Genomic DNA, 26,096 nt, shown 5'->3' on the forward strand with positions numbered 1-26,096 from the left:
ATCTAACCTAGACCATGCCACGCTCACTTAGAGTTCGCCCAGAGTATATTGACCAGGTAAAATTAGCGGTTCAACGCAACGGTTTCCCTCGCCAGAAAGATTTAGCTGATGAGTTATTGATATCTCTATCAACCGTCAATAATTATCTCAATGGCAGAGCTGTAGATAACCTGAATTTCAAAGAAATTAGTGAAAAACTGGGGCAAGACTGGAATGCGATCGCATTTTTTGAGGACAACATTGACAATGATACGTCAGCCAATGTAAAAGTAAATTCAGAAGTATTGTACACACACTGCCCTGAAGAAGACTCTTCATTGATTTATGTTGAACGTCCTCCCATTGAACACTCCTGTTATCAAGCCCTTTTAGGTCCCGGTGCCTTGGTCAGGATTAAAGCCCCGAGGCTGATGGGGAAGACATTGCTGATGGTGAGAATGTTGGATCAGCTTGCCCAGAAGGGCTACCGAAAGGCCTATTTAAATTTTCACTTAGCCAATAGCAATGACTTGACCGATGTGGATCGATTGTTCAAGTGGTTTTGTATCAGTGTTGCCCAAAGCTTGAAGATACCAAATCGGTTAAGAGACTATTGGGATGAAGACTTTTCCACCGCTAAGGTCGATTGTACCGAATACTTTGAGAACTATCTTCTGCCTGAAGCTGGGGCTCCCGTGGTTTTATGTCTCGATGAAGTAGACCGAGTTTTTCCCTACCCTGAGGTGGCTTCAGAGTTTTTGGGATTGCTGAGGGCGTGGCACGAACGGGGGAAAGTGGAACAGGTCTGGAAACGGTTACGGTTGGTGGTTGTCCATTCCACAGATGTCTATATTCCTCTAAATATTAATGAATCCCCGTTTAATGTGGGCGTGCCGATTGAATTACCAGAATTTACCCCGGAACAAGTCCAGGAATTAGCCCGACAACATGGACAGGATTGGAGTGAATCCCTTGTGGAGCAACTGATGGGGATGGTGGGAGGTCATCCTGATCTGGTACAGCAAGCCTTATCTCACTGCCAAATCCACGGTAATGACTCCCTGGCGCAACTGTTGCAAGCTGCTCCCACAGATGCTGGCATCTACGCTAACCACCTGCGACATCTGTGGCGGATGCTGCAACCACACCCAGACTTGGCCAAAGCACTGTTACAGGTGATTGATGCTAACACTCCTGTGCATCTGGACTTGATAGCAGCCTATAAGTTGTACAGCATGGGGCTAGTGAAAAAGCAGGGCAATCAGGTCAGGCTCAGTTGTAATTTATATCGACAGTATTTTAGAGACCACCTAGGGGAACTGTCATGAGTACAGGAGCCTATCAGGTTGGGGGATGCCTACCACCGGATGCTAGTACTTATGTGGTGCGTACCGCTGACGGGGAACTTTATCAGCAGTTGCTGGCTGGAGAGTTTTGCTATGTCTTGAATTCCCGCCAGATGGGGAAGTCTTCCCTGAGAGTGCGAACCATGAAACGGCTGCAAAACCAGGGAGTGGCTTGTGCATCCATTGATATTACGGAATTAGGAACCCAACAGGTTACCCCAGAGAAATGGTATGGCGGTTTAACCAAAACTCTGATTAACCGATTCGGTCTACAGGAGAAATTATCATTTCGCAGCTGGCTCAATGAGCACAAAGATATTCCCCCAGTACAGCTTTTTCGGGAGTTTATCGAAGAAGTCTTACTGATCCAAATTGCCGAACGGATTGTTATTTTTATTGATGAAATTGATAGCGTTCTGCAACTGGCGTTTAAAGATGACTTCTTTGCCCTAATTCGAGCCTGTTATAACAAACGGGCGGAAAATTCTGCCTATAATCGCATCAGTTTTGTGCTGTTGGGGGTGGCGACACCAGGGGATTTAATAGCAGATAAAGACCGCACCCCGTTTAATATTGGCCGAGCAGTTGAGTTACATGGCTTTCAACTCCATGAAGTTGAGCCGTTAGTCAAGGGATTGGAGGGAAACGTCAGTAACCCCCAAGCTGTTATCGAGGAGATAGTAACGTGGACAGGAGGACAACCGTTTCTTACTCAAAAGCTCTGTCAGTTGGTGGTTAGTTCTGGGTGTTGGGATCCCCCCCAATCCTTCACAAGTTTGGATCCCCCCCAATCCTTCACAAGTTTGGATCCCCCCCAACCCCCCTTAATAAGGGGGGAGAATAAATCGATTGAGAAGCCCTTAACAAGTTTGGATCCCCCCCAACCCCCCTTAACAAGGGGGGAGAAGGAGAGGGAGAAGGAATGGATTGAGACATTAGTGCGATCGCATTTTATCGAGAACTGGGAAGCTACCGATCAACCGGAACACTTGAAGACCATACGCGATCGCATTCTTTGTAATGAGCAACGGGCTGCCTATTTGTTGGAATTGTATCAGCAGGTGTGGCAGCAGGGGGAAGTTGTTGCTAATAACAGTTTTGAAGAGGGCAAGTTACAGTTATCTGGGTTAGTGGTCAAGCACAGACTTGGAACCTCTCCAGTGCTTAAAGTCTATAACCCGATCTACCGTGAAGTCTTTAATCAGGAGTGGATTAAGCAAGAATTAGCCCAGTTACGTCCCTATTCCGAAGCCTTTAGGGCTTGGGTGGCCTCGGATTGTCAGGATCAGTCACTGTTGTTGCGGGGTCAAACTCTAAAGAATGCTCAAGCCTGGGCAAAGGGTAAGAATTTAAGTTATTTAGATCAGCAGTTTCTGGCAGCAAGTGAGAAAAAGCAGATAGAGGAGCAAATTGCTCAAAAAGAACGAGATGCGGAATTAGAGAGAGAGAGGAAAGATAGGGAAGCAACCCAGAAGAGAAATCTGGTACTAACTGAGGCGAATCGGAAAGCCAAAGGGCAGATGCGGTTCGGATTAGGTGTCTTAATTTTAGCGTTATTGGGAGCTGGGATTTCTGGAATACTAACAGTAATTCTATTGGTAAACGCGAATCGCCAGGTTGATTCTGCCAAGATAGAACTTAACCAGGTAAAGCAAGAATTTCAAAATGTCTCGCAGCTATCTGAAGTAGCTGGAAAACTTTACAAAGCCAATAAGCGCTCTCAGGCAGAAAGAGCCTGGAAAAAAGCAGCTCTGTCCTTTGAGATTCAAGACTATGAACTCAAACAAGCCATGCTGCTGAGCAATATTGCTATTGCCTATCAGCAACTTGAACAGTTTGATCAGGCAAATAAGGCAGTTTCAGAAAGTTTGAAACTATTAGCCAATGCAGATAATAGAAACTCTCTAGATCACTCAGCTCTTCTTGCCCAATCTTTAAATGCCCAAGCTCGTTTACTCGCAGCTCAAGGAGATACTCAAAGAGCGTCGTCTGCTTACGCCAAAGCTTTTGATACTATCCAATCCTTAGGTAGGGATTTAACTAGGATAAATCCAGCTATACGGGTTTCTTTTGGAGAAATTGTAGAGAGTGTTTATCAGGGGTTTATCGGGTCACTTTTGGATTCTGAGGAAACTGGCTCTAACCAGCAAAATCTCAGAAAAGTTCGTCAGGTTATTGAATCTCTCCATTTGACTGAACTCAATAACTTCCGTGAGATAGTTCCTTTGAATCCTAATCTCATCCAAATTGACCAAATTGATTCCCAAGCAGCAGTAATCTATCCTATTCTTTTGGAAGACCGCTTGGAAGTAATTCTTCACTTGCCCGGTCAACCCTTGCACCGCTACTCAACACCTTTATCTGCAGAAGAAGTTGAGGAAACGCTTAGCAGTTTTAAAGAGGCAGTGCGAATCGTGCATAGACGTTTATGGCGTAGATTCTCCCCAAAAATTTACGAATTGCTGATTAAACCAGCAGAAACTAAGTTAGCTAAAAGCAACATCAAGACTATCGTATTTGTGCCCAATAGTAGGCTAGGAAATATTCCCATGGCAGCTCTCCACGATGGCGAGCAGTATTTAGTAGAAAAATATGCCATTGCTGTGACCCCCGCTTTACAGAGTCTAGAGCCTCAGCCCCAGAAACAAAAACCTTTAAAAGCTTTGATTGCTGGAGTTTCTGAATCCCGCCAAGGCTATTCACCATTACCCTTTGTTGAGGTGGAGGTAAAAAAAATTAGCTCAATGATACCAAGTTCAATCCTACTTAATCAGGACTTCACTGGTAAAGCCCTGGAAAACGCACTTAACTCCTCTTACTTCCCTATAGTTCACTTGGCAACCAATGGAGAGTTTTCTTCAGAAGATACATTTATATTGGCTTGGGACAAAAAAATTACAGCCAAGGAATTTGAGAAGTTACTGCATTCAAAAAAACACAAAAAATCCAATCCCATTGAATTACTCGTCCTCAGTACTTGTGAAATTGCTCAAGGGAATAATCAAACACCTTTTGGATTTGCGGGAGTAGCCCTAAGGTCTAAAATACGAAGTATTGTCGGCACTCTGGCGTCTGTTGACGACCAATCCACTGCTGAGCTGATGGTTCAGTTTTACCAAGAATTTACTCAACGGAACGTTACTAAAGCTGAAGCCCTGCGCCGTGCTCAGTTAAGTATGTTAAAAAAGTATGAATTCAGTCATCCCTATTACTGGGCACACTTTGTTATAATCGGTGACTGGCGCTAAGGGGCTATGACGTAGCGCGAACAGCCGTCAGCCGTCAGCCGTCAGCTAAAAGCTCACGCTACTTGAAAAGTCGCAAACCGCTAGAAGATATTATTAAATTAAAAAACTAGAATTTCATGAAAACATTTACTGCAATTGTTGAGCGAGATTTAGATAGCAATCTCTACGTTGGTTATATTCCAGGATTTAAAGGCGCACATTCTCAGGGAGAAACCTTAGACGAGTTAAAGGAAAATTTGCGAGAAGTAATTGAAATGCTGCTAGAAGATGAAAATTTAACCTTTGAAACAGAATTTGTCGGTACACAACAAATTGTAGTCTGATAGTTACAGCATTTTTCATAACTATTAGGTGCGCTTGACCCATTAAGAATTAAATTCGCCACGGGTCGCACCTGAGGTACACAGAATTTTTTCACTCTTGCCTCTTGCCTCTTGCCTCTTGCCTCTTGCCTCTTGCCTCTTGCCTCTTCCCTGCTCCCTAAAACGTAGAAATTTGTACCTCACCGAATTGAAAACCGCTGTAAGTACCAATAACTAGAATAGAAGAAACTCTGTTGTGCGGGAAGCAACTAAATCATGACATTCGCCACCACAGCTGTTGAAACTAATCCGATTGTGCTGAGGATGCCCCCGGCACTGGAGATGGATGATGACCAATTTTTTGAATTTTGTCAGGTTAACCGAGAATTACGTATTGAGCGGACATCAGAGGGAGAAATAATTGTTATGCCCCCAACAGGAGGTGAAACCGGAAAACGTAATCTAAGTATAGGTGGTCAGTTGTGGACTTGGGTGGAACAGGACGGTACAGGAGTAGGTTTTGACTCATCCACTGGTTTCAAACTTCCCAATGGTGCAGAACGTTCCCCTGATGCCTCTTGGGTAAAGTTAGAAAGATGGGAAGCCCTAACACCTCAACAAAGGCAAAAATTTGCTCCCATATGCCCGGATTTTGTGATTGAATTGCGTTCCCCCACTGATAGGGTGAAAGATCTCAAGAACAAGATGGAGGAGTACAGGTCAAATGGCGCTAGCTTGGGGTGGTTGATTGACCCAAATAGTCGTCAGGTGTATATTTACCGTCCTGGGGTAGAAGTGGAACAGTTGGACAATCCGGCTACGGTCAAGGGTGATGAGTCGGTACTGCCTGGTTTCGTGCTGAAGCTGGATAAAATCTGGTAAGGGTAACGGATTAGCCTTGTCAACCCAAGCAGAGAAGCACAATCAGCCATCTGTGCTAGTTAATTGATGATCTTACTCAGGAATTTCCTCAATTCCAGAGAAAGGGTAATGATAAAACCGGATTGTAGAGCCCTGATGTTTTTGACTTCGAGCTCTTTTAGCGGTTCTAGAACCCAGTCACATTAAGTATGATCCACTGGATACTAACCACATTGCCTTGAGAGTCACAACAGACAGACACTGACATATCAACCGCTACAGGTTTACCTTGCCGTGGACACAATACCACTTGCCAGTCCTTGAGCTTTTGCAATTCCTGGAGCTGGTGGAGTTGGAGGTCGAACCGATTAGACTCAGCTTCACTGATAAAGCTCATCAGCGGTTTACCCACCAGATAATACTGCTGTACGTTTAGTAGACTAGCAGCTGCACTGTTTGCTTCTTGGATAATTCCTTGAGCATTGGTTACCAGGTAACCCTCCGGAGCCAATTCAAACAAATTATGGTAGTGTTGTTGCCGTGCTTGTAACACAGCGTAAGCCGCTTGCAAAGCCTCATACTTCTCGCTGAGTTCCTCAAAACCGGTAGAGAGTTCCTCTAGAGCAGCATAGAGCAGCTCCGGCTTTAGAGAGGATTGCTTAGGATCTAGTGATTCAATTTTGAGGCACTTTTGACCTGGAATCTGGTGCTTAGTAAAGTCAAAGCCTGGATTTGTGTTCAGTGAACTCAGAAGTGCTTTGAATACGGTATCGTCGTTTATATTCACTCGTATTTCTCCATCCACAGAGCAAGTCTAGGAACAATTGAGGCTGGACTACTCAATGGCCTTCTATTAAATCGTCCCCTAGGGTTCGCGAGTGTACTTGATGGTAGCAAATTTTTGTGGCAAAATCATGAAGCAAACGCCCAGAATTGGCTTTTAAACCACGCTTGCTCCGCAATATCTTTGCTTTTATTGATTTTTCTGTTGTCTCTATGGATGGCTCAGATCGGCTTTCCTCAATTAAAGTCCACCTTAGGGATTTGAGTTAAGGGGTAGCCCACTTCTGAATTAAACCACAATTATAGAGTATAGCACAAAAAAATGCAAGCCTTAGCAACGGTAGACCATGAAGGCTTTACGCCCCTAGACTAAAGGGAATTTAGAATGAGAATTTACAATCAGAATTTTTTGAGGGCTGCGATCGCATGCAAGCTCACGGAGTGATCTGAATCTGCCACCAAGTCTTTGAGTAAGGGTATTGATTTAAATTGAGCTAATTGTCCTAGGGACATGGCTAGAGTTTGTTTGATTTGGTGATCTTCGGTAGCCACTTGCCCTGATTGACAAAAGTCGATCAAAATCTCAGCGGCTTTGGGTTTCAAATAGTCTGACTCTACCATCCCCAGGACGCTAATGATTTCCCGACAGACTGGTGTGGGTGCCTCCCTCAGCACTGCTTGTAACTGTTGTAGGGAATTGGTAGTAAACTCCCAACTGAAAGCACGGACAATCTCGATTTGTAAACTGATTGGTGTAGCTGGTGACTGGAGTGCCTTAACTAACGCTTGATGGGCTTCCAAGGTAGCTAAACGCCCGAGTGCGATCGCAGCTTGGTGGCAAACCTCCAAATTCAGGTCATAAAGCAATGGTTTAATCCGCTTGACTAGATCTAAATCTGGCAACAGAGTGCGTAGTAACCCTAGACCAATCACCGCTTCTTTCCTCACCGCTGCCACTTGATCGCTTATGGCATTCAGGAGAACTGGAGTAATTGAGGGTGAGCGAAAATTACTGAGGGTTTCAATAGCAGTAGCCCGTATTTCCGAGCTGGGGTCATTAACCACACTCAGCAATGGCTCAATCACTTCCGGACGGTGAATATGAGCCAGGGCTTGCACTGCCAATAATCTGGCCTCTGGGGATTCTGGGAAACGGCTTAAAGCCGCCACCGCTGAAGTCCCAATGTTTGCCAGTGCCTCAGAAGCCATATAGGCTAACTCTTCATCCTCACCATCCTTCAGCAATTTGACTAGCACCATCACTACTGCCGGGTCATCAAACTGACCTAAGATCCGACCAGCAAACCAACGGACTTCCAAATCTAGTGCTTCATCTTCTAGGATGCTGATCACCGGAGCAATAACGGCTTTCCCCAGTTTTGGTAGCACCTTTACTAAAGCCCATTTTTCTTGAAAATCCCCACTCTTGAGCACCTGTAATCCCAGACTCAAAGCTAGCTGAAACTCTTCATCACTTAACCGCTGCTGTGTCTGACCATTTTTCCCTAAGGACAACTGCTGAAGATGGTGAGTGAGTAATGAAAAATTTTCCTGCTGTCCAGCAAGACTTGCTTGTTTTAAAATGTTCAGCATTGTTTAATCGTTGCCTCACGGCAATAAAAAATTAACTGCATCAAATTCACTGCATTGGACTACTATCTCGATCACACAGGAGACTGATCCGACGAACAGCTGATTTTCCAGCGTTACTTAATAATGGAATGATTTTAAGAGTCAGGTGCGCGCCTCCAAGGCCGCGAGCAATCCCTCGCGGCCTTGGGTCGCACCTGTGGAATGGGCATCAGGCGTGGAACTGGCATCTTGCCAGTTTCAATATATGTGTGGAACTGGCATCAAGCCAGTTCCACACATATATGTTCGGGCGGGCAGGATGCCCACTCTACTCCTATTAATTCGAAGATTCAGCAACGCCGAATATCGGACTCTAATTTAAGCGTTCTCCAACAAAAGCCTAATTATCAAATCCAAAATGTATTAAATGCAATATTTTGATGCATAATATAAAATTTTATAAATTCTTTGTAACAAAAGCTACGATGTTTCCCGATTGTGAAACCTATCGTTATATCTCGATATGGACTATTGATCTAATCACATCGACTTAGTCAGTGTTAGTCAGTGGGAACCTTACACAGTTAGACATCTTGAAAATCCTGCCTGGTGGGAGGTTATCTCCACTGGGCATCTACCTTTAGGGGATGTCAAACTCTCAACCTCAATGACTCCAACCCAAAAGTGGGTTGAAGTAAGTATAGGGGGCTCGGTGCCAAGCTAACAGTTAAATCCCATCTAAATCCCATCTAAATCCCATCTAAATCCTAGGGAGTGATATATAGCAATGTCTTTACAAGTCGAACTATTAGAACAAAGCTTTGATAAGGTTAAGCCTCGCGCTACAGAATTTGTAGCCAGCTTCTACGAAAATCTATTCACCGATTATCCAGCCGCCCAGCCTCTGTTCGATACCACAGACATGGTTGCGCAAAAGAAAAAACTGCTGGCTTCCTTGGTACTGGTAGTAGAAAATCTACGTAAACCAGATACCCTCAGTTCAGCCCTCAAAGGACTAGGAGCGAGACATGTTCAGTATGGAGCGCTGCCAGAACATTATCCATTAGTGGGCAATAGCCTCCTAAAAACCTTTGAGCAATACTTGGGGGCGGATTGGACACCAGAGGTCAAGCAAGCCTGGGTAGATGCCTACGGAGCCATTACCACCATCATGTTGGATGGTGCGGATTATTCCTCTGAAGAAGTGGAGTTAGATTCCCCAAAACCAGAGGCCACAAAACCCAGCCCCCAACAGTATGAGGTGCCGGAAACAAACATTAACTGGCCCTTAGTCGGTGGCGTGTTTGGGGCTGGTGGAATTGTCACCCTGATCCTGGCCATGCTCTTGTAAGCCATCCTGTTGTAAATAGTTAAAAATGGCAAGCAATCTGGGTAAGTTTTTTAAGCCTACTATTCTCCAATCCAAGGTAGTCATCATCGGTGTGATGGTGATCCTACTAACGTGGTTAAGCGCTGCCTTCGCTTTAGATCACCGCAGTGTCTTCCTTCCTGGCACTACCTCGGAGGGGCATGTTTTGTTTGAGGTCTCCTGTAACTCCTGTCATGAGGGGTTTAAACCGGTCACCAACGAAACCTGTATGCGCTGTCACGAAGCCGAAATGGCAGCAGATGCTCACGGATCTAAAAAGTTCCGTGACCCCCGTTGGGCTGAACTCTTAACCAAGATAGATGTACTAACCTGTACTGCTTGTCATAACGAACACGTCCATATGTTTGGGCGAGGAGTTCACCTCAAGCCAGACCTATGTATGGCTTGCCATGAGGGCATCATCACCGGTGACTTAGCCAGTCATACAGGATTTGCTCCGGATGGTTGCTGGACCGCAGGCTGTCATAACTTCCACGACCACCGCTCCATCTCGACAGGATTCCTGCGTCAGAATATCGATCAGTTGCCGATGTTGCCAGAACCTGTACTGTTGGAGCGCACAGTTACTGGGGAATTAGAAGAAGCGCCTACTCCCGATTTAGGTGAAGAATTCCTGGGGAGCGAGTCATGAAAAAACTGATTGCCATTGTACTCGTCCTAATTGGGTTTGTATTCGTCAGCGGTATCCGAGGTAACGCAAACAACGTTATTGATTTAGCCACTAATGGGGGTGTGCCCAAAGATCCCGCTGCATCCCTTTCCCAAGGGGAATTAGTTGAAATTAATCAGTTGTGGCAAGGCAGTGCTCATGCCTTAGCAGACGTTAACTGCTCTAGCTGTCACCAAGACTCTGACACTAAAGAATTAGTGGTTAAACCAACCCAGGAAAGTTGTCAAAGTTGCCATGAGGTAGCAGTTGAGACCTTTCTGTATGGTAAGCATGGCATTCGGATCTCAGAAGGACTATCTCCCTTGACACCAGCAATGGCTCATTTGCCGATGAAAGAGTCAGCGATGGACAAGCAAATGAACTGCAACAGCTGTCACAATGTCCATTCTGTAAATACCTGGCAAGCCTCTGTAGATTCCTGCTTGACCTGTCATAATGACACCCACTCCCTCAACTATCAAAACTCAAAGCATGCCGAACTATTGGCCGACCAAGGTACGTTACCCAGACCTAATGGTGAATCGGTCACCTGTGCTAGCTGTCATCTACCTCGTCAGCAGCTGGAAAATTCAGAAAACACAATTGTCGTTAATCACAACAATACCTTTACTCTTAAACCACGCGATCGCATGGTTAAGGAAGTTTGTATGAACTGCCACAGCGTCGAGTATAGCTATAACAGTATCTTCGACGATGAGCTAGTAGAGGAAAACTTTGCTCGACCTCCTAGCCTGAAGCTAGAAACCTTTGATCTAATTCGTGCATTTGAGAAGAAACGGTCGAGTAATGCTGAACAGTAGTTAAAGCTACTAATTAACGCTACTAATTAACGCTACTAGTAGTAAAAGCTACTAATTAACGCTACTAGCTAACGCTAATCATTCCTAGCCCTAGTCATAGCTACGTCATAGCCACGTCATACCAATTAAATACAACGAGAGGAGACACGAAATCATGGCAATCAAGACATTGCTACATCGCATGAAAACCAAAGCTGTAGGCTTAATTGCCTTAGGTTTAGCGATTTGCGTCACTGTTGTAGCTTGTGGTGGCGGTTCCAGTCAGCAAGCTTCAGGCGTTGCTCCAGAAATAGTTGTGGATTATATCCATACTGTGTTATTAGCAGACCGCACCGCTTACACCAAGCATGTCGTTAACCGCTTGAAGACATTAGAAGGCAAAGACAAGCCAAAAGGAGTAGTTGATGCGGAAGCCACTGAAGGTTGGCAACAAACTGGTGGTATTCCCCTACCAGCTCAGATGTTCCGTCTAGGAGCAGAGATTGCTTCTGATAGCGGAGAGTTTACCTACGGCTTAATTTCCCCTTGGAACATCAACGATAACCAAGCGCCAAAATCTGAATTTGAAAAGAAAGCGATGGCAGAAGTCGTTGAAACTGGTGAGCCTTACAAAGACTATCAAGAAATTGCTGGTACAACCTATTATTCTGCCGTCTACCCTGATAAAGCTGTCGCTGAAGCCTGTGTATCTTGCCACAACACCCATCCTGTACACAAAGAGCGCTATCCCGACAAAGTCTTTGAGATGGGCGAAGTCATGGGTGGCATCATCATTAATCTGCCTCTACAAGGCACCTAATTTTTAGGGGAAATGTTTAAGCTATCAGCTATTAGCTATCAGCAATCAGCAATCAGCTATCAGCAATCAGCAATCAGCAATCAGCAATCAGCTATTAGCTTATGCGCACGCTACTTGAGTGGCTATTGGCCTTGGCCTATGGCCACGCTGCGCGCGAATGGCCACGCTACGCGAACAGGTATCACCCAAAGACTGACTGCTGACTGCTGACTGCTGACTGCTGACTGCTGACTGCTGACTGCTGACTGCTGACTGCTGACTGCTGACTGCTGACTGCTGACTGCTGATTGCTGACTGCTGACTGCTGACTGCTGAATGCTTACAACATAGGTTTAACCGACAAGCCGCTATGCTATGAAGCCCAAATTTTCTACCTTAATCATCCTCACCTTCATCTGTGTGGTAATTCTGACTCCCTTTGCCCTGAGTCCCATTTATCTACCGATGCTGCGGGACAACTATTTTAAATGGTATCAGCTTTTACAAGGGGAACTTTATAAGCAAATTACCGGCTATCTATCCCTAGCCTTTGTATTGTTTGAGATGGTACTAACGGCTAGAAAGCGTAGTCGTGGCTGGATGATTAAGTTTACTATTCCTGGGTCCATACAGCTGTGGCGGAGTTTACATATCTTTCTGGGAGTCGCCCTTTTAGGAACAACATTAATTCATACCATTGGGGCGACAGGTAAGAATTTTAATTCTATATTCCTGTGGGTATTTTTTGCTGTAACCTTATCCGCTCTAGTAGGTGTTGTGGCGGAAACCGGGGTGCTGGAATCTCCTAGAAAATATTTTGGTTGGCTGCCAGCAAAGGATGGCATTGGCAGTATCCTACCGGGTATCTCTAAAGGCCCCCTAATTCGTAATCTACGCTCTATCTGGCTATCCACCCATATCTTCCTAGTCAGTGTCTTCTTTGTGATGCTAGGATTTCACATATTTCTGGCCTATTACTATCAATGAATAGGGAATAGGGAATCGGGAATCGGGAATCGGGAATCGGGAATCGGGAATCGGGAATCGGGAATCGGGAATCGGGAATCGGGAATCGGGAATCGGGAATCGGGAATCGGGAATCGGGAATCGGGAATCGGGAATCGGGAGCAGGGAACAAGGAGGTGTGGGAGGTATATTTGATTAATAGAATACTTTGGCAAGAGGTAATCATGAATAGTGAGAAAGGAAAACTCAGGGCAAAACTCAGCATTGTTGTAGGAATAATCACTGTTGTATTCGCAGCTGGAACATTTTTCCTAACTCGTTCTGATCTATCTAGCCTTAGCACTTCAACCGTGGCTGGGTTAGCTCTAATCAAGACAATGGTAAAGCAATCCGTCCCTTATGAGGTTGCTTTAAGCAATAATAAGCCCACTTTAATAGAATTTTACGCTGACTGGTGTACCACTTGTCAATCCATGGCTCCCATCCTGAACAAATTGCACCAACAGTATGGAGAAACCGTCAATTGGGTGATGCTAAATGTAGATGACCCCCAGTGGGCTAAACCCATTGAAAAATACCGAGTGACTGGTGTGCCTCAATTCACATTTCTAGACAGTAATCAGGAAGAGACAGAAATCCTAGTTGGCAAAATCCCTGAACCAATTATCACTAAAGTGCTGCAAGAGCTATTATCCTGAAAACAGGATTACCATAGGTGACAAGTTGCAGGTTAGAAAGTTGCAGGTTAGAAAGTTACAGGTTAGAAAGTTACAGGTTAGAAAGTTACAGGTTAGAAAGTTACAGGTTAGAAAGTTACAGGTTAGAAAGTTACAGGTTAGAAAGTTACAGGTTAGAAAGTTACAGCTTATTAAAGCTTAAACAAACCAACTTTAAAGCTTCAAGCCTTCAACCTTGGCCTTTGGCCACGCTACGCGAACAACCTTGGCCTTTGGCCACGCTACGCGAACAACCTTGGCCTTTGGCCACGCTACGCGAACAACCTTCAACCAAACCACCTTCAAGCCTTCAACCTTGGCCTTTGGCCACGCTACGCGAACAACCTTGGCCTTTGGCCACGCTACGCGAACAACCCTTCAACCTTGGCCTTTGGCCACGCTACGCGAACAACCCTTCAACCTTAAATAATATCTGTCTAGAAAGCTGCTTTTAAGATACCGATATCAAAACTACGAGACATGACTGCACTAGTTAAGTCCGCACCACTAAGGTTAGCACCACTTAAATCTGCTCCCTGAAGGTTAGCACCACTCAAATCTGCTCCCTGAAGGTTAGCACCACTCAAATCTGCTTCACGCAAATCGGCTTTATGTAAGTTAGTTTCAGTCAAATTTGCCTTGACTAAAGTAGCTGCAGTTAAGTCTATCCAACTGAGGTTAGCTCTAGTAAGGTTCGCTTCGGTAAGGTTAACTCCTTCTAAGATAGATACATAAAGCTGAGCACCACTGAGATTTATCCCCTGAAGATCTACCCAACTCAACATTTCCTCACTCAGATTTATGCCCCGAAAATCCCGTTCTCCCCTAGCATATCGCTTCAGGATTTCCTCAGGATTGGTTGTGGTAAGTGGGCTAGATGGACTAGTGTACAACAGCATAGATAACCTCAAACGTGATCTGGATTCGGTCTGGTGTTAGTGACAATTCCTTACAGATGGGAAATTGTAGACAGACTGTAATATGGCCAGTATCGAAGTCTGATGTTAGCGATCGCGTTTACGCAACCGTTTAGCAATGTCTAATTTAGTAGACTATTAGTAGACTAATTTAGTACACCTTTAAGATTAAAAACTTGCTAAATGTATAATTTAATACAGTATTAAATTAAATTAATGGTATTTGTTCATGACGTTAAGGCGTTTTGGTAAAAGCGATCGCTTAGTTTGAAAAAAGCGAAAAAAAACATAATTTAGGAAAAAGCTTGTGTTGATAAAATTGTTTTATACCAGGGTGTATTATATAGAGATAAGTCCTAAACTATTGGTAAAAACTATTCCTGATTACCTTATAGTTACTGAACCATGTTGTGTGCTACCAATCTTGACCAGTATGTTCACAAATAACCTAGGATTGCTATATGCTTGAGCATACCTTGAAATTTATTGGCTCGATTAAACTAGCTGTCCCTTTACTTAGTATGATTGTCGCTATCTTAATTGGGGCGACGTTTTACGAATCTCAGGTAGGGTCAACTACCGTGCAACAAGAGATTTACAAAAGTCCGTGGTTTGGGGCCTTAATGTTCCTACTAGCCCTCAACCTAGCGGTCTCAGCTCTGTATCGTTACCCCTGGCGAGGTGCGCGTAAAATCGGCTTTGCTTTGACCCATCTTGGTATCATCGTAATTATCGCTGGTTCAGCAGCTGTAATCCACTTAGGTGTAGAGGGCATGTTACCTTTGCGTACCGATACGGCTTCGAGCAATCAGATTCGGGTTGAAGGGGAATTGTTAGAAGTGATGACACCATCATCAGAGTGGCAGCAGGCTGATGTATTGATCAAGCCAGATGGTTCAGTCATGCCCAAGCAAATTGGGAAACTGTCTTTGGTAGGCTACAGCGACAAAACCATCAAAACAGTCAGTTTTACGGAAGGGGCAACGGCAGATAATCTAGCAGTAGATAATCCAGCAGTGCGATTACGGTTGAAAAGCGATCGCATGGGGCAAACCCTAGAGCGCTATTTAGCTGTAGCCCCAGTAGCCTATAGCAAAGTGGGGATTGGGCCAGCTGAATTAGAAATCATTCAGGTCGATACGGTAGCGACAGGAAAAGGCAAATCTCTGCTATCCCCCCCGGAAGAACAAAACCTGAGTCCTTGGGGTACCATCGAGGTAACTTCAAAAGAAAGGGACAAGATCGATACAGAGATTATCGATATCAAACAAGCTCTGTCATCCCAAGCCCCAGACTCCTCAGTCAAAGTCGTCGATTTCTGGCCGGATTTCCGACTAGACCCCAACAACCAACCGACCACGGCCTCCCAACAACTGAGAAATCCGGCAGTACAGTTGGAGGTATCCACACTAGAAGGGATGGAACGCTGGTTTGTGTTTGGAAAGGAGAACTTTCCGCCAATTCGTTCAGTGGTATCAGGAAAACCCCTAGAAGGAATTGAGATTAGCTATAACATTCAACCCCAGCAATCACAGGATTATTTCCGGGTAATCGTGACTCAATCAGGTCAGCTATTCTATGCTGCCCATTCCTCGAAAGGATTTAAATCTGGGACTTTAGAGGTTGGAAAAGCTGTCAGTCCCGGTTGGGCAGATTTCCAAATTACCCTAGACGAGTATATTCCCCATGGCAAAATCAATCGTCAGGTCATACCTGTATTTGACCCAACCGTTAAGGGACTACCAGCCTTATTAGTCAGCACCGAAACCGGAACCCAAACCTGGTTACCCTGGGGCGAACCGACTACGATTAACGAACCAACAGGAGAAATCTTTGCTGCCTTTAGTCCCAAACTCTTGCAACTGCCGTTTGCGATCGCATTAGAAGACTTCATCGTTGAACGCAATGAAGGCAGTGATTCCGTTGCCATGTGGACTAGCAAAATCCGGATAGAAGACCGGGATCACCACGTCATCTCCCAGCGCAACGTTTGGATGAACCATCCCACCTGGTATCAAGGCTGGAAAATAGCCCAAGCTTCCTGGAATCCCGGTGACTTAAAACAATCAACCCTACAAATCAAGCGAGAACCAGCCTGGGTAACTGCCTTAACTTGGACAGGCTCTGGTCTAGTAATCGGTGGCATCACCATCATGTTCTATGGTCGAGGGATAGCTAAAAAACTGCGCCGCCAGCCAGAGGAGTCCGAAGTTCCCTTGTACTATCATTCTCCCTAACATACTTTCTTCTAGTTGAGATTAGCGTTTAGTTCTGTGTAGCTTTTACTTCTGTGCTCTGATGAAACCACTCCAACTCCTGATCGGACTTTGTCTCGGAATCCTAATCCTGATCATACCTCCAACCCAACTCCAACCATCACCCCTAGACCCATTACAAACCCTAGCCGTTCAACTGGATGGGCGCAAAAAACCCTTAGACACCGTAGCCCGAGAAACCGTAGCCAAAATCCACGGTTCAACTAACTACCGCCTAGAAAACAATCAAACCCTCAACTATCTCCAAACCTACCTATCCCTATGGTTTAATAACCGAGACTGGAACCAAGAACCCTTTATTATACTGACCTACCGCCCCCTCAAGGAAAAAATTGGTCTTGACCTAGAACGAAAATACTTCTCCTTCCGAGAATTAGTCAGTTCCAACCTAGGTGCCATCGTTCTGGAAGCCAATCAAAAACAAGCCGACAACATTGAGCTGACCAGAGACGAACGAGAAGCCCTCACCATAGAAGACAGACTAGCATTAATGTTACGCACGGTAGGTACTGATACCCTACCCCTAGTTCCCCATCCCAGTGATAGTAAAGGCACTTGGGTAAGCATACTTCAATCGCAACAGTATTACACCAACGAACAAATTACCCCTCTACAGCAGAGTTACCAAACACTCAAACAAGCCTATCGTTTAGACCCCCTACTGACTACTCTTGAGGTTGGGCAAGTCGCGGAAACACTACATCAGGAGTTAGCCGCTCTTAGCCCTGAAATTTACCCCAAGGATTCCGTGCTGCAACGGGAAGTTAACTTCTCTAGTTTTCGCCCCTTTAGTAAAGCCTGGAAAATTTATGCGATCGCATTAATAGTCTTGTTATTAGGATTATCGGTCAAGCAATTAGACCTCTACTCAGGTGCAGTAGGAATTTTCCTGACAGGTCTTTTCATCCAAGGCTACGGCTTTATCACCCGCATGGAAATTGCCGGACGTCCCCCAGTCACCAATATGTATGAATCCGTAGTCTGGGTTGGATTTGGGATTGCCGCCATCGCCCTAGTATTTGAGCTAATCTACCGAGCAAAATACTATCTGTTAGCCGCTGCTCCTTTATCAATCCTTTGTCTTCTTCTAGCAGACAGTCTTCCAGCCGTCCTAGATCCAAGTATTGCCCCCCTTGTACCAGTACTACGGGACAACTTCTGGCTAAGTATCCACGTTCCCACCATTACCCTTAGCTATGCTAGTTTTGCATTAGCTATGGGATTAGGACATATTATTCTAGGACATTATCTAGTTGCTCCCCAATCCTTTCAACGAATTTCCCATCTGTCAAAATTCAACTATCGAGTCCTACAAATTGGTGTTTTACTGCTCACTACTGGCATTATTCTCGGTGGCATCTGGGCTCACTTCTCCTGGGGTCGCTTCTGGGGTTGGGACCCCAAAGAAACCTGGGCGTTGATTGCCCTAATGTGTTACATAGTCCCCTTACATGGTCGTCTGGTAGGATGGTTAGCAGACTTTGGTATGGCAGTCATTAGTGTAGTTTGTTTTAATGCTGTGTTGATGGCTTGGTACGGCGTTAACTTTGTTCTCGGTACTGGTTTACACAGTTATGGATTTAGCACTGGTGGCTCAGAATTAATTGTCGGGACCTTAGTTGGTTTAGACTTATTATTTGTAGCAGCTGCAGCTAGCAGACATAACCGTTGGTTACTCTTTAAATCTAGTAAAAATCTAGTGAAACAGTTGAGTCCAAACCAACCGGTTATGGCTAAAGAAAATTAAACCGAATTAAAACTCAATTAAAAGGCAAAATACCAACTAATTACGAAGATAGTATCCAGCTAAATTAGCTGGTAATGGTTTCGATTCAAAATTCCTGGTTTTAGAGATAATATAATTAATTGTTAATTATGGTTTATTATCATAATTAATGGTTTTCCACATAGAGGTATAGTATGGATCGTCGTAAATTTATGGGCTGGTTTGGTATTGGTGCATTGGCTACTTATCTACCAGTAGCATTAGCTGCCTGTAGTCCTGATCAAAGTCCCCCAAAAGCAACAGAAAAGAAAAGCCCTAATATTGATAAGTCGGTGCGAGAGGATGGATTCCAAGCCGTTGGCACAGTGCAGGAGTTAGAAGAAAAAGGCAAAATTAGCGACAAGATAGCAGATATTCTAGTCGTGCGTAATCTGAGCAACAATAGTCTTGTTGCCGTGAACCCTAGGTGTACTCACCAAGGTTGTAGCGTGGATTGGAAGCAAGAGGACAAGATATTTGCCTGTCCTTGCCACGGTTCTAAATTTGATTTAGATGGCAAAGTAACGAAAGGACCTGCAGACAAACCATTGAAAAGCTATGAAACAAAGGAAGAAGATAATTTAGTTTTGGTAAAAGTAAGCTAGTCATTTAGGAGCAGGTTTGATATTGCAGCTGAAGTCCCCCTTTTTAAGGGGGATTTAGGGGGATCTGTTGGGTGCATCTCATTTTTGGTGTTTGACCCCGTGGTGCGTTACGGGGCAGACTTTCCCAAGGCTGGCTACGAGGCTGAAAATGACGGCGAGCCCCCCTAACGCACCCTACGCAACATTTACAAATATGAGATGCACCCGATCTGTTTGTACCTCATGGGAGATAGAATTGCTATAACTAACCTGCTCCTGCTCTTTTCCAATTCAAAAATTAAGGCTTTGTTAATTTAAAATGATGTCTTGATAAGTACCTGACTTCACTAAACGACCTTGATCGAGTAAATAGATACAATCACAATGTTCAATAGTAGAGAGACGGTGAGCAATAATAATCATCGTTTTAGTGCCATTCAAAGATTTAATTGCTTCATTAACCAAGTGTTCAGTTTCATTATCTAGTGCAGAAGTCGCCTCATCTAGGACTAAAATTTCCCTCTGATGGTAAAGTGCGCGAGCAATTCCTATCCGCTGCCGTTGACCACCAGATAAACGCACTCCCCGTTCACCAACAACAGATTTAACTCCCTCAGGTAATTGGTCAACAAACTCCGCAAGTTGAGCAGATTGGATAGCCTGATCTAATCGTTCTCGATCAATCAAATGCTTTGGAACACCAAAGGCAATATTTCCTTCGATTGTGTCATCTATGAGAAAAATCGACTGTGGGATGTAGCCAATTAAATTTTGCCAGGAACGCAGATTCTTATATATGGATTTACCTTTGTACCTAATCTCACCACTTTCAGGTGCTAAGAGACCTAAAATTACATCAACTAATGTTGTCTTACCTGAGCCTGATTTACCGACTAAAGCAATAGATTGACCTTTGTTGATAGTCAAGGATATGTTCATAATAGTAGGGTCTAAAACTTTGGGATATCGGTAGGTAATTCTATCAATTTCGATCTGATTATCCTGGTGTGATAGACTTCTATTAACGTCAATAGACTTTGCAAAATTACTGAATTGCTCTGAGGGAGTATTAGGCTTGGATAGGGGAGATAAATCTGATAAATATTTAGGTTCAAAAATTTCCTCTACTTCAATGTCTTCTAACTCTTTTAAATCCAAGTATATTTTATTAATCGAATAGCTGGCGTTTCGCATCAAAGCAATATTAGATGTTAAATGACTAAATGCTGGAATCATGCGCACGGAAGCCAAAGCGAAAATACCTAAAACTTCGATAATATTTTCTGTCCCAAGGTTAAAGACTAAGACTATAGATACAAAAGCTACTAAAAATGTCACTAAAATTGCTTCAATTATAATGCGAGGCAAAGCTTGGAAAGTATGAAATGATGTCATGCCATTAACCAGTTGATCGACTTGATCACTCATTTGCCTTTCAAAGTAAGATTCGCAACCAATGATGCGTGTTTCTTTTAATCCTCCAAGGCTATGATTGATGATGCGAATCATTTCCTCCTTAGATTGAGATACCTTTTTTCCCCATTCGGAAATTTTGTCTTTAAATTGGTAGATAATACCCAAGGGTATTAGTAAAATCAAGGCTAGAGTAATTGTTGCGATCGGATCGGTTATTATTAGTAAAATAACTAAAAACAATATAATAATAAAACTGGCTACGGTTTTTAGGAAAGGAATCATGAATTTGACACTAAAAACTCCAGATTCTTCCAAGACCGTGTTGATTAAAAAAGCCGTATTTTTCCTAATATGAAATGTGTAAGGTGCTACCAAGTAGGCATGGAGCAAATTTGAGGATAGTTCACCGTATTGAGTAAAGCTAAATTTAAAGATATATTTTTGAGCTTGGAAACTTAATAAGGATTTAGTCCAGAAGGCAACAATAATAATTAAACCTAGCAAGGCAATAAACTGAACTTCAGAAGTTAAACCTAACTTGACATAAACCCAATGCAGCCGAGAATTTAGTTCAATCAAAGTTGGGTTAGTAGCTAACCCCATAAATGGCCCGACAAGTCCAATACCTACAGTATCCAGGAGGGAGGTTAGTAAGATTAATAACAGAAGAGGGATTAGTCTGAGTTTTCTTTCTCCGAGAATGTATAAAAAATTTGACAAATAGCTAACCATTTGGTATTGAAATTATTAGGATGATAAATGAATAATTCAGTTTAAATCAGCTTTACGATGTCGTCAAAGATAAGAGGAAGGATTGAGATTTGGTCAAATCTAGACAATTGTCCTAGTCCGGTGCCATTGCCGAGCAGCATCAGGAGAAGCTGGACAATCTCAATTACTTGCACAAAGTCATTAAGCTCTCGAAGCTGAGCTAATGGCCAATTGCCTTGATTGAAGTAACCCTGATTAGACTGTTAGTATCTATAACGTCTATAAACCAGTTTTCAAAATCCAGAAGCCCACAAGCCCTGTTAGTGTCGGCATACTGTATAGGTTATAGTTCACAAACTATTTATAATTTATCTAGTTTCATTAGTTAGTTATTATTAAAACCCCAAAAACGAGTAATTGTATAGTTAAAAATAACAAGCAAGATCTTGTTCAATATAAAATGACTAAAATTACGATTTAATTGGATTTTTTTTATATACTACTATCCTGATCATTTAGGGTGTGTTTTATAGTATTTTTTCTGATCAAAATGCCGGTAATCAGGATAAAATTAAATGACAGGTCCGCGCTATCCACGCTCTCGGGTCTCTTTAGGGATGATGGTACTACCTTGCCCTTAGTGCTTACTTCACTTACCTAAAAATGCTCAAATGACCAATGAAGACTGGCTAGAAATCGGTAGAATTGTTTCCCCCCATGGGTTAAAAGGAGAGTTGCGAGTCTATCCAAGTTCTGACTTTCCCGAAAGGTTTGAGGAGCCAGGACAGCGCTGGTTAAAACCACCAGGGGATAATCCACCCCAACCTGTAGAATTACTCTGGGGGCGTTTTGTCCCTGGTAAAGCGTTATATGTTGTGCAGCTCAAAGGGGTAGACAACCGGGATCAGGCAGAGGCGTTGCGCGGTTATCAACTGTTGGTACCAACCAGCGATCGCCCAGAGTTAGAGGAAGATGAGTATCACATCTTAGACTTGATTGACCTTGAAGTCTTTAATCAACTCACCGGTGAAGCTGTGGGGGTAGTCGTAGATGTGATCCCAGCGGGTAATGACCTTTTGAAAGTCAAATTGCTATCTTCAGTGCAACCGCCCCCAACCCAGCCGGAAACTCCACCACCCACTCGAACTAGCAAGAAACGCCAAGCCAAAGGTAAGAAGGAACCACAGCCAGCAACGGTACTGATTCCCTTTGTAAAAGCGATCGCACCAGTGGTCGATCTCGAAAATGGTCGGATTGAGATTACGCCTCCTCCGGGTTTACTAGAAGTCAATCAACGTTAAGTCATAAGCTAACACGCATCTAAATTTAATTTGTATTTAATCTGTTCATGTTCTGTGAGGGCGATAAGCGCCACGAAATCCTGACCAGCTCTAGCTTTAAGGTCACTATGATCAAAAACTATACGATGCCCAGTCTCACCACTTACCAAGGGCAGGTTAAGTGGGAGCCTCCTGGGAGTGGAAAGGTCAGAGTCAAAGAGTGAAGCCTTGACCTGATCAAGCCTTGCTAGGTAATGTTTAATCCTCTTTTAAGACAACTATTTAAGAGCTGATTGGTAAACAGAGCTATAACCATTGCGGTGCAAGGCTTTCATGATTTAGGAGTAGTTTGACTCCTGTTAGCTGAAATCCATATCTGTCAACGGATTTGAGCTCTTAAGATTTACTCTATAAATTAGCTCTAAGACAACTAATTTACAATTCAGAATCAACTTAGTACCTAAATGTCTAATAATATGAAGATGAGTGAGTTAATTAAAGTTAACAAAAAGCTGTGTCTACACAAGAACTAATATCCTACCACACTACGGAAAACCATGTTTGGAACTGGCAAGGTAACCAGATTCAATACACCGTAATGGGGACTGGTAAGCCTCTACTGTTGGTTCATGGTTTTGGGGCATCCATTGGACATTGGCGGAAGAATATTCCTGTCCTAGCCGCAGGGGGTTATCGAGTGTTTGCCATCGATCTGCTGGGATTTGGAGGTTCTGATAAACCTGCCTTGTCCTACACCGTAGAGTTGTGGCAACAACAAATAAAGGACTTTTGGGATACCTACATCAACGAACCTACCGTATTTATCGGTAACTCCATTGGTGCTCTGTTAAGTCTGATGGTGGTAACAAACTATCCTGAGATTGCTGCTGGTGGTGTCTTAATTAACTGTGCTGGTGGACTCAATCACCGCCCTGAAGAGCTAAATCTACCTTTGCGGTTGGTGATGGGAGCTTTTACCAGGTTAGTGAACTCTCCAACCTTTGGACCGTTCCTGTTTAACCGTATCCGCCAGAAAAATCGCATCCGCAGCACCCTCCGTCAAGTCTACTGTGACTCAGATGCCATTACAGAGGAACTTGTAAAGTTAATCTACCAGCCTGCTTGTGATCCCGGGGCTCAAAAGGTATTTGCATCAGTTCTTACTGCTCCTCCTGGTCCTGGACCTAGTGAACTTTTACCTAAGTTACAAAGTCCTCTACTCATTCTTTGGGGAGAGGAAGACCCTTGGACACCGATTTCTGGTGCTACCATCTTCCAAAAGCAGAGTGATCAGGGTAAAGACGTAAAATTTGTAGGAATTCCTAACGCTGGTCACTGCCCTCATGACGAAAACCCAGAGTCCGTAAATTCACTGATTCTCGATTGGTTGTCATCTAGCTGGTGAAATAGAAAAGGAATTAATCAGGGTCAAGCACGTAAGTAAGAAGGGTAAACTTTAACATTTACGTAAGGATTCAGGTGTGGGGAGAAGGGATAAGAGAAGGAGCTTCGGGCAAGTGACCAGCAACAGCCATCAGAGCTTGCTCAAAGAAATCCATCACCGAACGTCCCTGAAAACGACAAGTTTGGACAATGATAGAATAAGGGTAACATTTGCAACAGATAGGTCTTATTGACAATTTGAGACCTATCTTTTTCTATCACAGATCGTTACACTCTTGACGTATCAATCGTTTCAAGCCATATCGTCGCCCCCCCAGGTCATACCAAGTAGCGTTCAGGGCTGGGATCACATGAATTACTAGGGTTTCCCAAATTACCCATTTAGTAGGTAGGCATGATTAAACCGACTAATGGAACTAAATGATGTCAAGTTTTGTAAAACATCTAGAAATTCAATCTATGCCCTTGAGCCAGCATGTTTAGATAGATTTGTTTATATATAGTTACATAGCTGTATTGATTTGGGCTTACCTATTTAACTGTTACTAGTTATCGCTATACATTCGGTATCCAAAACCACAACCTTCTCTGTCTCGAAAACAGAACAGGAATCGATTACGTTAACAATTGCCGGAACAATGGCTTGTTTGAGTCGAGCTTGAGCTTCTGCTGCTACTGGTTGATACTGCATAATCCAGCGATTTTCAGCTATATATTGGGGATTAAATGCTTTCTTATCTAACAACCAAAAATCAATTTTGTACTGCCTAATAAACTGTTTAACTTCAGCTAAGTTTGGACTGTACTGGGCTTGAATTAAATCAATCGCTCTGTTGCGAAATTGGTTGTAATAGTTAGTATGATAGGGAATACCGTATTCTCTACTGACTAAGATTGACCGTCCAGAAAAGGTTGGCAAGAAATCGGCTTCCTTTGATAGTGAGGCAATTAGGATATCCTTTGATTGTTTAGCAAAGAATTCATAGAGGCCATGTTGCCTCCCAAGCTCATAGTTGGTTTTGGGGAAATTATGGAAACCAAGAGGAGACAAGATTAGAGCCATTCCCACGAGTGTAACGATCGCTCGTCCCAACACTGGTTTCCCTGGAATTAGAGGGAAGGCTACCGTCTGGCAAGCTTGAATAATAGCATCAAGTAATAGAGTTATAGCGATCGCAGCAGCTAAGACTAGCACAATTCGCAGACTATGCTTACTGTAACGGCTGGGTAGATGCAGTCGGAAAAGGACACCATGAGCCATAACGAACATGCCAACGGATACTAGAGCCAGTTGAGTCAGGAGTACCGTTTCCCCTTTGACTTTCTTCACTAACGGTAGCCATGAGGGAAATCGTAACAGGATAGGCAATAGTAAACCAGCACAGACAGCTATAGGTAAACGCTTTCTTCGGGGAAATAGACCACTGCGAGCATCTTCCAACCAGAAATGCCATGGGTTGTGATCGAAAAAGGCAACTCGCCCTCCTGGTTGGAATTCTGGCATTGTTTTGGCTTGCTGTGCGCTGATAATTGGACCATAGTCAGAAGTGGTCAAAGCATAGGGCAACAGGACGATGAATGCCACACCTAACCCAGCTGCACAAAACCAATAGTCATTCTTCTGGGAGGATAGTCTGATTTTACCCTCTCGCCAACGCAACAGTTTCAGCACCAGGACGCCACAACACAGGAAAACGCACTGAGGATAAAATAAACCCTGGAGGGTGATCACTACTAGACAGGGGATCAATGAGCGCCGTGATAGGTAGTATAAAAATGCTAGCAGCAGGGGATAAATGAACGCCCTAGGGGTTGCTGATACTAAATCATCGAGCATCCATAGGGTTTGATTTAGGAGCAAAGACGCAATAAATCCTGCGGCTGGGATGGGCAGCATTTGTAGACAAAGCCCGAAACAGTAACTAGTGGTAATCAACCCTAGCACCATCGGTAGTAGTTTATTCAATAAGAGGGGATTAATCCCAACAAATGCTATCAGCCGATAGAGGGTAGTATAGCCAGCAGGTGCTACAGATTGGAAGTAATTGGCAATCAGATCATCGGGAAATAAGCTGGGATCAAAAAACCGTTGCATCCAAAATACATGCTGTCTGGCATCATCTTGTACAATGTATTGATTACTAAAGGCTTCTTCGAGGGCAATCAGGCTGTAAACCATAGCAAATGCTAGGCTCAAGCTAAACCAAAATATTACTTGGTTTTTAGGGGGATTCGAGGCTGGGGGATTCATACTTTTTTGTGTTTGGGTAGAGATACTTAAAATGGGATAATGGAGTGACGATTATCGGTAAGTTTCTAGATTAAGTATTAT

24 protein-coding genes are annotated in these 26,096 nt (G+C 43.7%); 17 read left to right on the forward strand and 7 right to left on the reverse strand.

Annotation, left to right across the window (positions count from 1 at the left end):
* The first annotated feature begins 14 nt into the window (after positions 1–14).
* From F6K64_RS03900 to F6K64_RS03910, 3 genes are all read left to right on the forward strand, one after another.
* Positions 15–1,307: an AAA-like domain-containing protein gene (locus F6K64_RS03900; protein WP_287264883.1), complete on the forward strand. Its 1,293-nt coding sequence runs from the start codon at positions 15–17 to the stop codon at positions 1,305–1,307.
* Positions 1,304–4,573, forward strand: coding sequence for a CHAT domain-containing protein (locus F6K64_RS03905; protein ID WP_287264885.1), 3,270 nt, complete (start codon positions 1,304–1,306; stop codon positions 4,571–4,573). The genes F6K64_RS03900 and F6K64_RS03905 overlap by 4 nt, the downstream gene beginning before the upstream one ends.
* A gap of 116 nt (positions 4,574–4,689) precedes the next feature.
* Complete coding sequence (locus tag F6K64_RS03910; RefSeq protein ID WP_287264887.1) at positions 4,690–4,896, forward strand: type II toxin-antitoxin system HicB family antitoxin; 207 nt, start codon at positions 4,690–4,692, stop codon at positions 4,894–4,896.
* 42 nt (positions 4,897–4,938) lie between these two features.
* On the opposite strand, the gene F6K64_RS03915 is transcribed toward F6K64_RS03910, so the two are convergent.
* Positions 4,939–5,079, reverse strand: coding sequence for a hypothetical protein (locus tag F6K64_RS03915; protein WP_287264888.1), 141 nt, complete (start codon positions 5,077–5,079; stop codon positions 4,939–4,941).
* A gap of 72 nt (positions 5,080–5,151) precedes the next feature.
* Here F6K64_RS03915 and F6K64_RS03920 point away from each other — a divergent pair, with 72 nt between their 5' ends.
* On the forward strand, positions 5,152–5,757 hold the full coding sequence (locus F6K64_RS03920) for a Uma2 family endonuclease (RefSeq protein ID WP_008189366.1): 606 nt from the start codon (positions 5,152–5,154) through the stop codon (positions 5,755–5,757).
* A gap of 166 nt (positions 5,758–5,923) precedes the next feature.
* Here F6K64_RS03920 and F6K64_RS03925 read toward each other — a convergent pair whose 3' ends face one another.
* Both F6K64_RS03925 and F6K64_RS03930 read right to left on the reverse strand, forming a co-directional pair.
* Entirely contained in the window at positions 5,924–6,523 is a 600-nt protein-coding gene (locus F6K64_RS03925; RefSeq protein WP_044495145.1) for a PAS domain-containing protein, read from the reverse strand.
* A gap of 395 nt (positions 6,524–6,918) precedes the next feature.
* The gene (locus tag F6K64_RS03930) at positions 6,919–8,112 is read right to left on the reverse strand and encodes a HEAT repeat domain-containing protein (protein ID WP_008189368.1); all 1,194 of its coding nucleotides are present in this window, start codon (positions 8,110–8,112) and stop codon (positions 6,919–6,921) included.
* 766 nt (positions 8,113–8,878) lie between these two features.
* Between F6K64_RS03930 and F6K64_RS03935 the strand changes: the two genes are divergently transcribed.
* The 6 genes from F6K64_RS03935 to F6K64_RS03960 all read left to right on the forward strand — a co-directional run bounded on the left by F6K64_RS03935 (position 8,879) and on the right by F6K64_RS03960 (position 12,716).
* The gene (locus F6K64_RS03935) at positions 8,879–9,442 is read left to right on the forward strand and encodes a globin family protein (protein WP_008189369.1); all 564 of its coding nucleotides are present in this window, start codon (positions 8,879–8,881) and stop codon (positions 9,440–9,442) included.
* A gap of 25 nt (positions 9,443–9,467) precedes the next feature.
* The gene (locus tag F6K64_RS03940; protein WP_008189370.1) at positions 9,468–10,112 is read left to right on the forward strand and encodes a cytochrome c3 family protein; all 645 of its coding nucleotides are present in this window, start codon (positions 9,468–9,470) and stop codon (positions 10,110–10,112) included.
* A complete protein-coding gene (locus F6K64_RS03945; protein ID WP_287264890.1) occupies positions 10,109–10,951 on the forward strand; it encodes a cytochrome c3 family protein in 843 nt (280 codons plus the stop codon). Before F6K64_RS03940 ends, F6K64_RS03945 begins: the two co-directional genes overlap by 4 nt.
* Before the next feature lie 154 nt (positions 10,952–11,105).
* Positions 11,106–11,750: a Tll0287-like domain-containing protein gene (locus F6K64_RS03950; protein ID WP_071104722.1), complete on the forward strand. Its 645-nt coding sequence runs from the start codon at positions 11,106–11,108 to the stop codon at positions 11,748–11,750.
* Positions 11,751–11,762: 12 nt separating this feature from the next.
* Positions 11,763–11,960, forward strand: coding sequence for a hypothetical protein (locus tag F6K64_RS03955; RefSeq protein WP_071104721.1), 198 nt, complete (start codon positions 11,763–11,765; stop codon positions 11,958–11,960).
* Between the two features lie 144 nt (positions 11,961–12,104).
* Positions 12,105–12,716, forward strand: a complete 612-nt coding sequence (locus F6K64_RS03960) for a hypothetical protein (protein WP_071104720.1) — start codon at positions 12,105–12,107, stop codon at positions 12,714–12,716.
* Here the strand turns inward: F6K64_RS03960 and F6K64_RS03965 are convergent.
* Positions 12,710–12,910: a hypothetical protein gene (locus F6K64_RS03965; protein ID WP_502708026.1), complete on the reverse strand. Its 201-nt coding sequence runs from the start codon at positions 12,908–12,910 to the stop codon at positions 12,710–12,712. The two genes, F6K64_RS03960 and F6K64_RS03965, sit on opposite strands and share 7 nt — an antisense overlap.
* Positions 12,911–12,919: 9 nt before the next feature.
* Between F6K64_RS03965 and F6K64_RS03970 the strand changes: the two genes are divergently transcribed.
* Positions 12,920–13,393, forward strand: a complete 474-nt coding sequence (locus F6K64_RS03970) for a thioredoxin domain-containing protein (protein WP_008189381.1) — start codon at positions 12,920–12,922, stop codon at positions 13,391–13,393.
* A gap of 214 nt (positions 13,394–13,607) precedes the next feature.
* Entirely contained in the window at positions 13,608–13,841 is a 234-nt protein-coding gene (locus F6K64_RS03975) for a hypothetical protein (protein ID WP_287264894.1), read from the forward strand.
* Between the two features lie 7 nt (positions 13,842–13,848).
* On the opposite strand, the gene F6K64_RS03980 is transcribed toward F6K64_RS03975, so the two are convergent.
* Positions 13,849–14,310 (reverse strand): pentapeptide repeat-containing protein, encoded by a 462-nt coding sequence (locus F6K64_RS03980; RefSeq protein WP_287264895.1) that lies wholly within the window; start codon positions 14,308–14,310, stop codon positions 13,849–13,851.
* Between the two features lie 479 nt (positions 14,311–14,789).
* Between F6K64_RS03980 and F6K64_RS03985 the strand changes: the two genes are divergently transcribed.
* The 3 genes from F6K64_RS03985 to F6K64_RS03995 all read left to right on the forward strand — a co-directional run bounded on the left by F6K64_RS03985 (position 14,790) and on the right by F6K64_RS03995 (position 18,974).
* Positions 14,790–16,565 (forward strand): cytochrome c biogenesis ResB family protein, encoded by a 1,776-nt coding sequence (locus tag F6K64_RS03985; protein WP_287264896.1) that lies wholly within the window; start codon positions 14,790–14,792, stop codon positions 16,563–16,565.
* Between the two features lie 61 nt (positions 16,566–16,626).
* Positions 16,627–18,351: a cytochrome c biogenesis protein gene (locus F6K64_RS03990; protein ID WP_287264898.1), complete on the forward strand. Its 1,725-nt coding sequence runs from the start codon at positions 16,627–16,629 to the stop codon at positions 18,349–18,351.
* A gap of 173 nt (positions 18,352–18,524) precedes the next feature.
* Positions 18,525–18,974 (forward strand): QcrA and Rieske domain-containing protein, encoded by a 450-nt coding sequence (locus F6K64_RS03995; protein ID WP_008189391.1) that lies wholly within the window; start codon positions 18,525–18,527, stop codon positions 18,972–18,974.
* Between the two features lie 288 nt (positions 18,975–19,262).
* On the opposite strand, the gene F6K64_RS04000 is transcribed toward F6K64_RS03995, so the two are convergent.
* Positions 19,263–21,089, reverse strand: coding sequence for an ABC transporter ATP-binding protein (locus tag F6K64_RS04000; RefSeq protein ID WP_229414747.1), 1,827 nt, complete (start codon positions 21,087–21,089; stop codon positions 19,263–19,265).
* Between the two features lie 662 nt (positions 21,090–21,751).
* Between F6K64_RS04000 and rimM the strand changes: the two genes are divergently transcribed.
* Both rimM and F6K64_RS04010 read left to right on the forward strand, forming a co-directional pair.
* A complete protein-coding gene (gene rimM / locus F6K64_RS04005; RefSeq protein WP_287264900.1) occupies positions 21,752–22,381 on the forward strand; it encodes a ribosome maturation factor RimM in 630 nt (209 codons plus the stop codon).
* A gap of 493 nt (positions 22,382–22,874) precedes the next feature.
* Positions 22,875–23,765, forward strand: coding sequence for an alpha/beta fold hydrolase (locus F6K64_RS04010; protein WP_287264902.1), 891 nt, complete (start codon positions 22,875–22,877; stop codon positions 23,763–23,765).
* A 534-nt stretch (positions 23,766–24,299) separates the two neighbouring features.
* Here F6K64_RS04010 and F6K64_RS04015 read toward each other — a convergent pair.
* Positions 24,300–26,015, reverse strand: a complete 1,716-nt coding sequence (locus F6K64_RS04015; RefSeq protein ID WP_008189495.1) for a hypothetical protein — start codon at positions 26,013–26,015, stop codon at positions 24,300–24,302.
* Positions 26,016–26,096: the final 81 nt, after the last annotated feature.

Origin of the sequence: Moorena sp. SIO3A2 (assembly GCF_010672265.1) — a bacterium.
GTDB classification, from domain to species: Bacteria; Cyanobacteriota; Cyanobacteriia; order Cyanobacteriales; family Coleofasciculaceae; genus Moorena; species Moorena producens.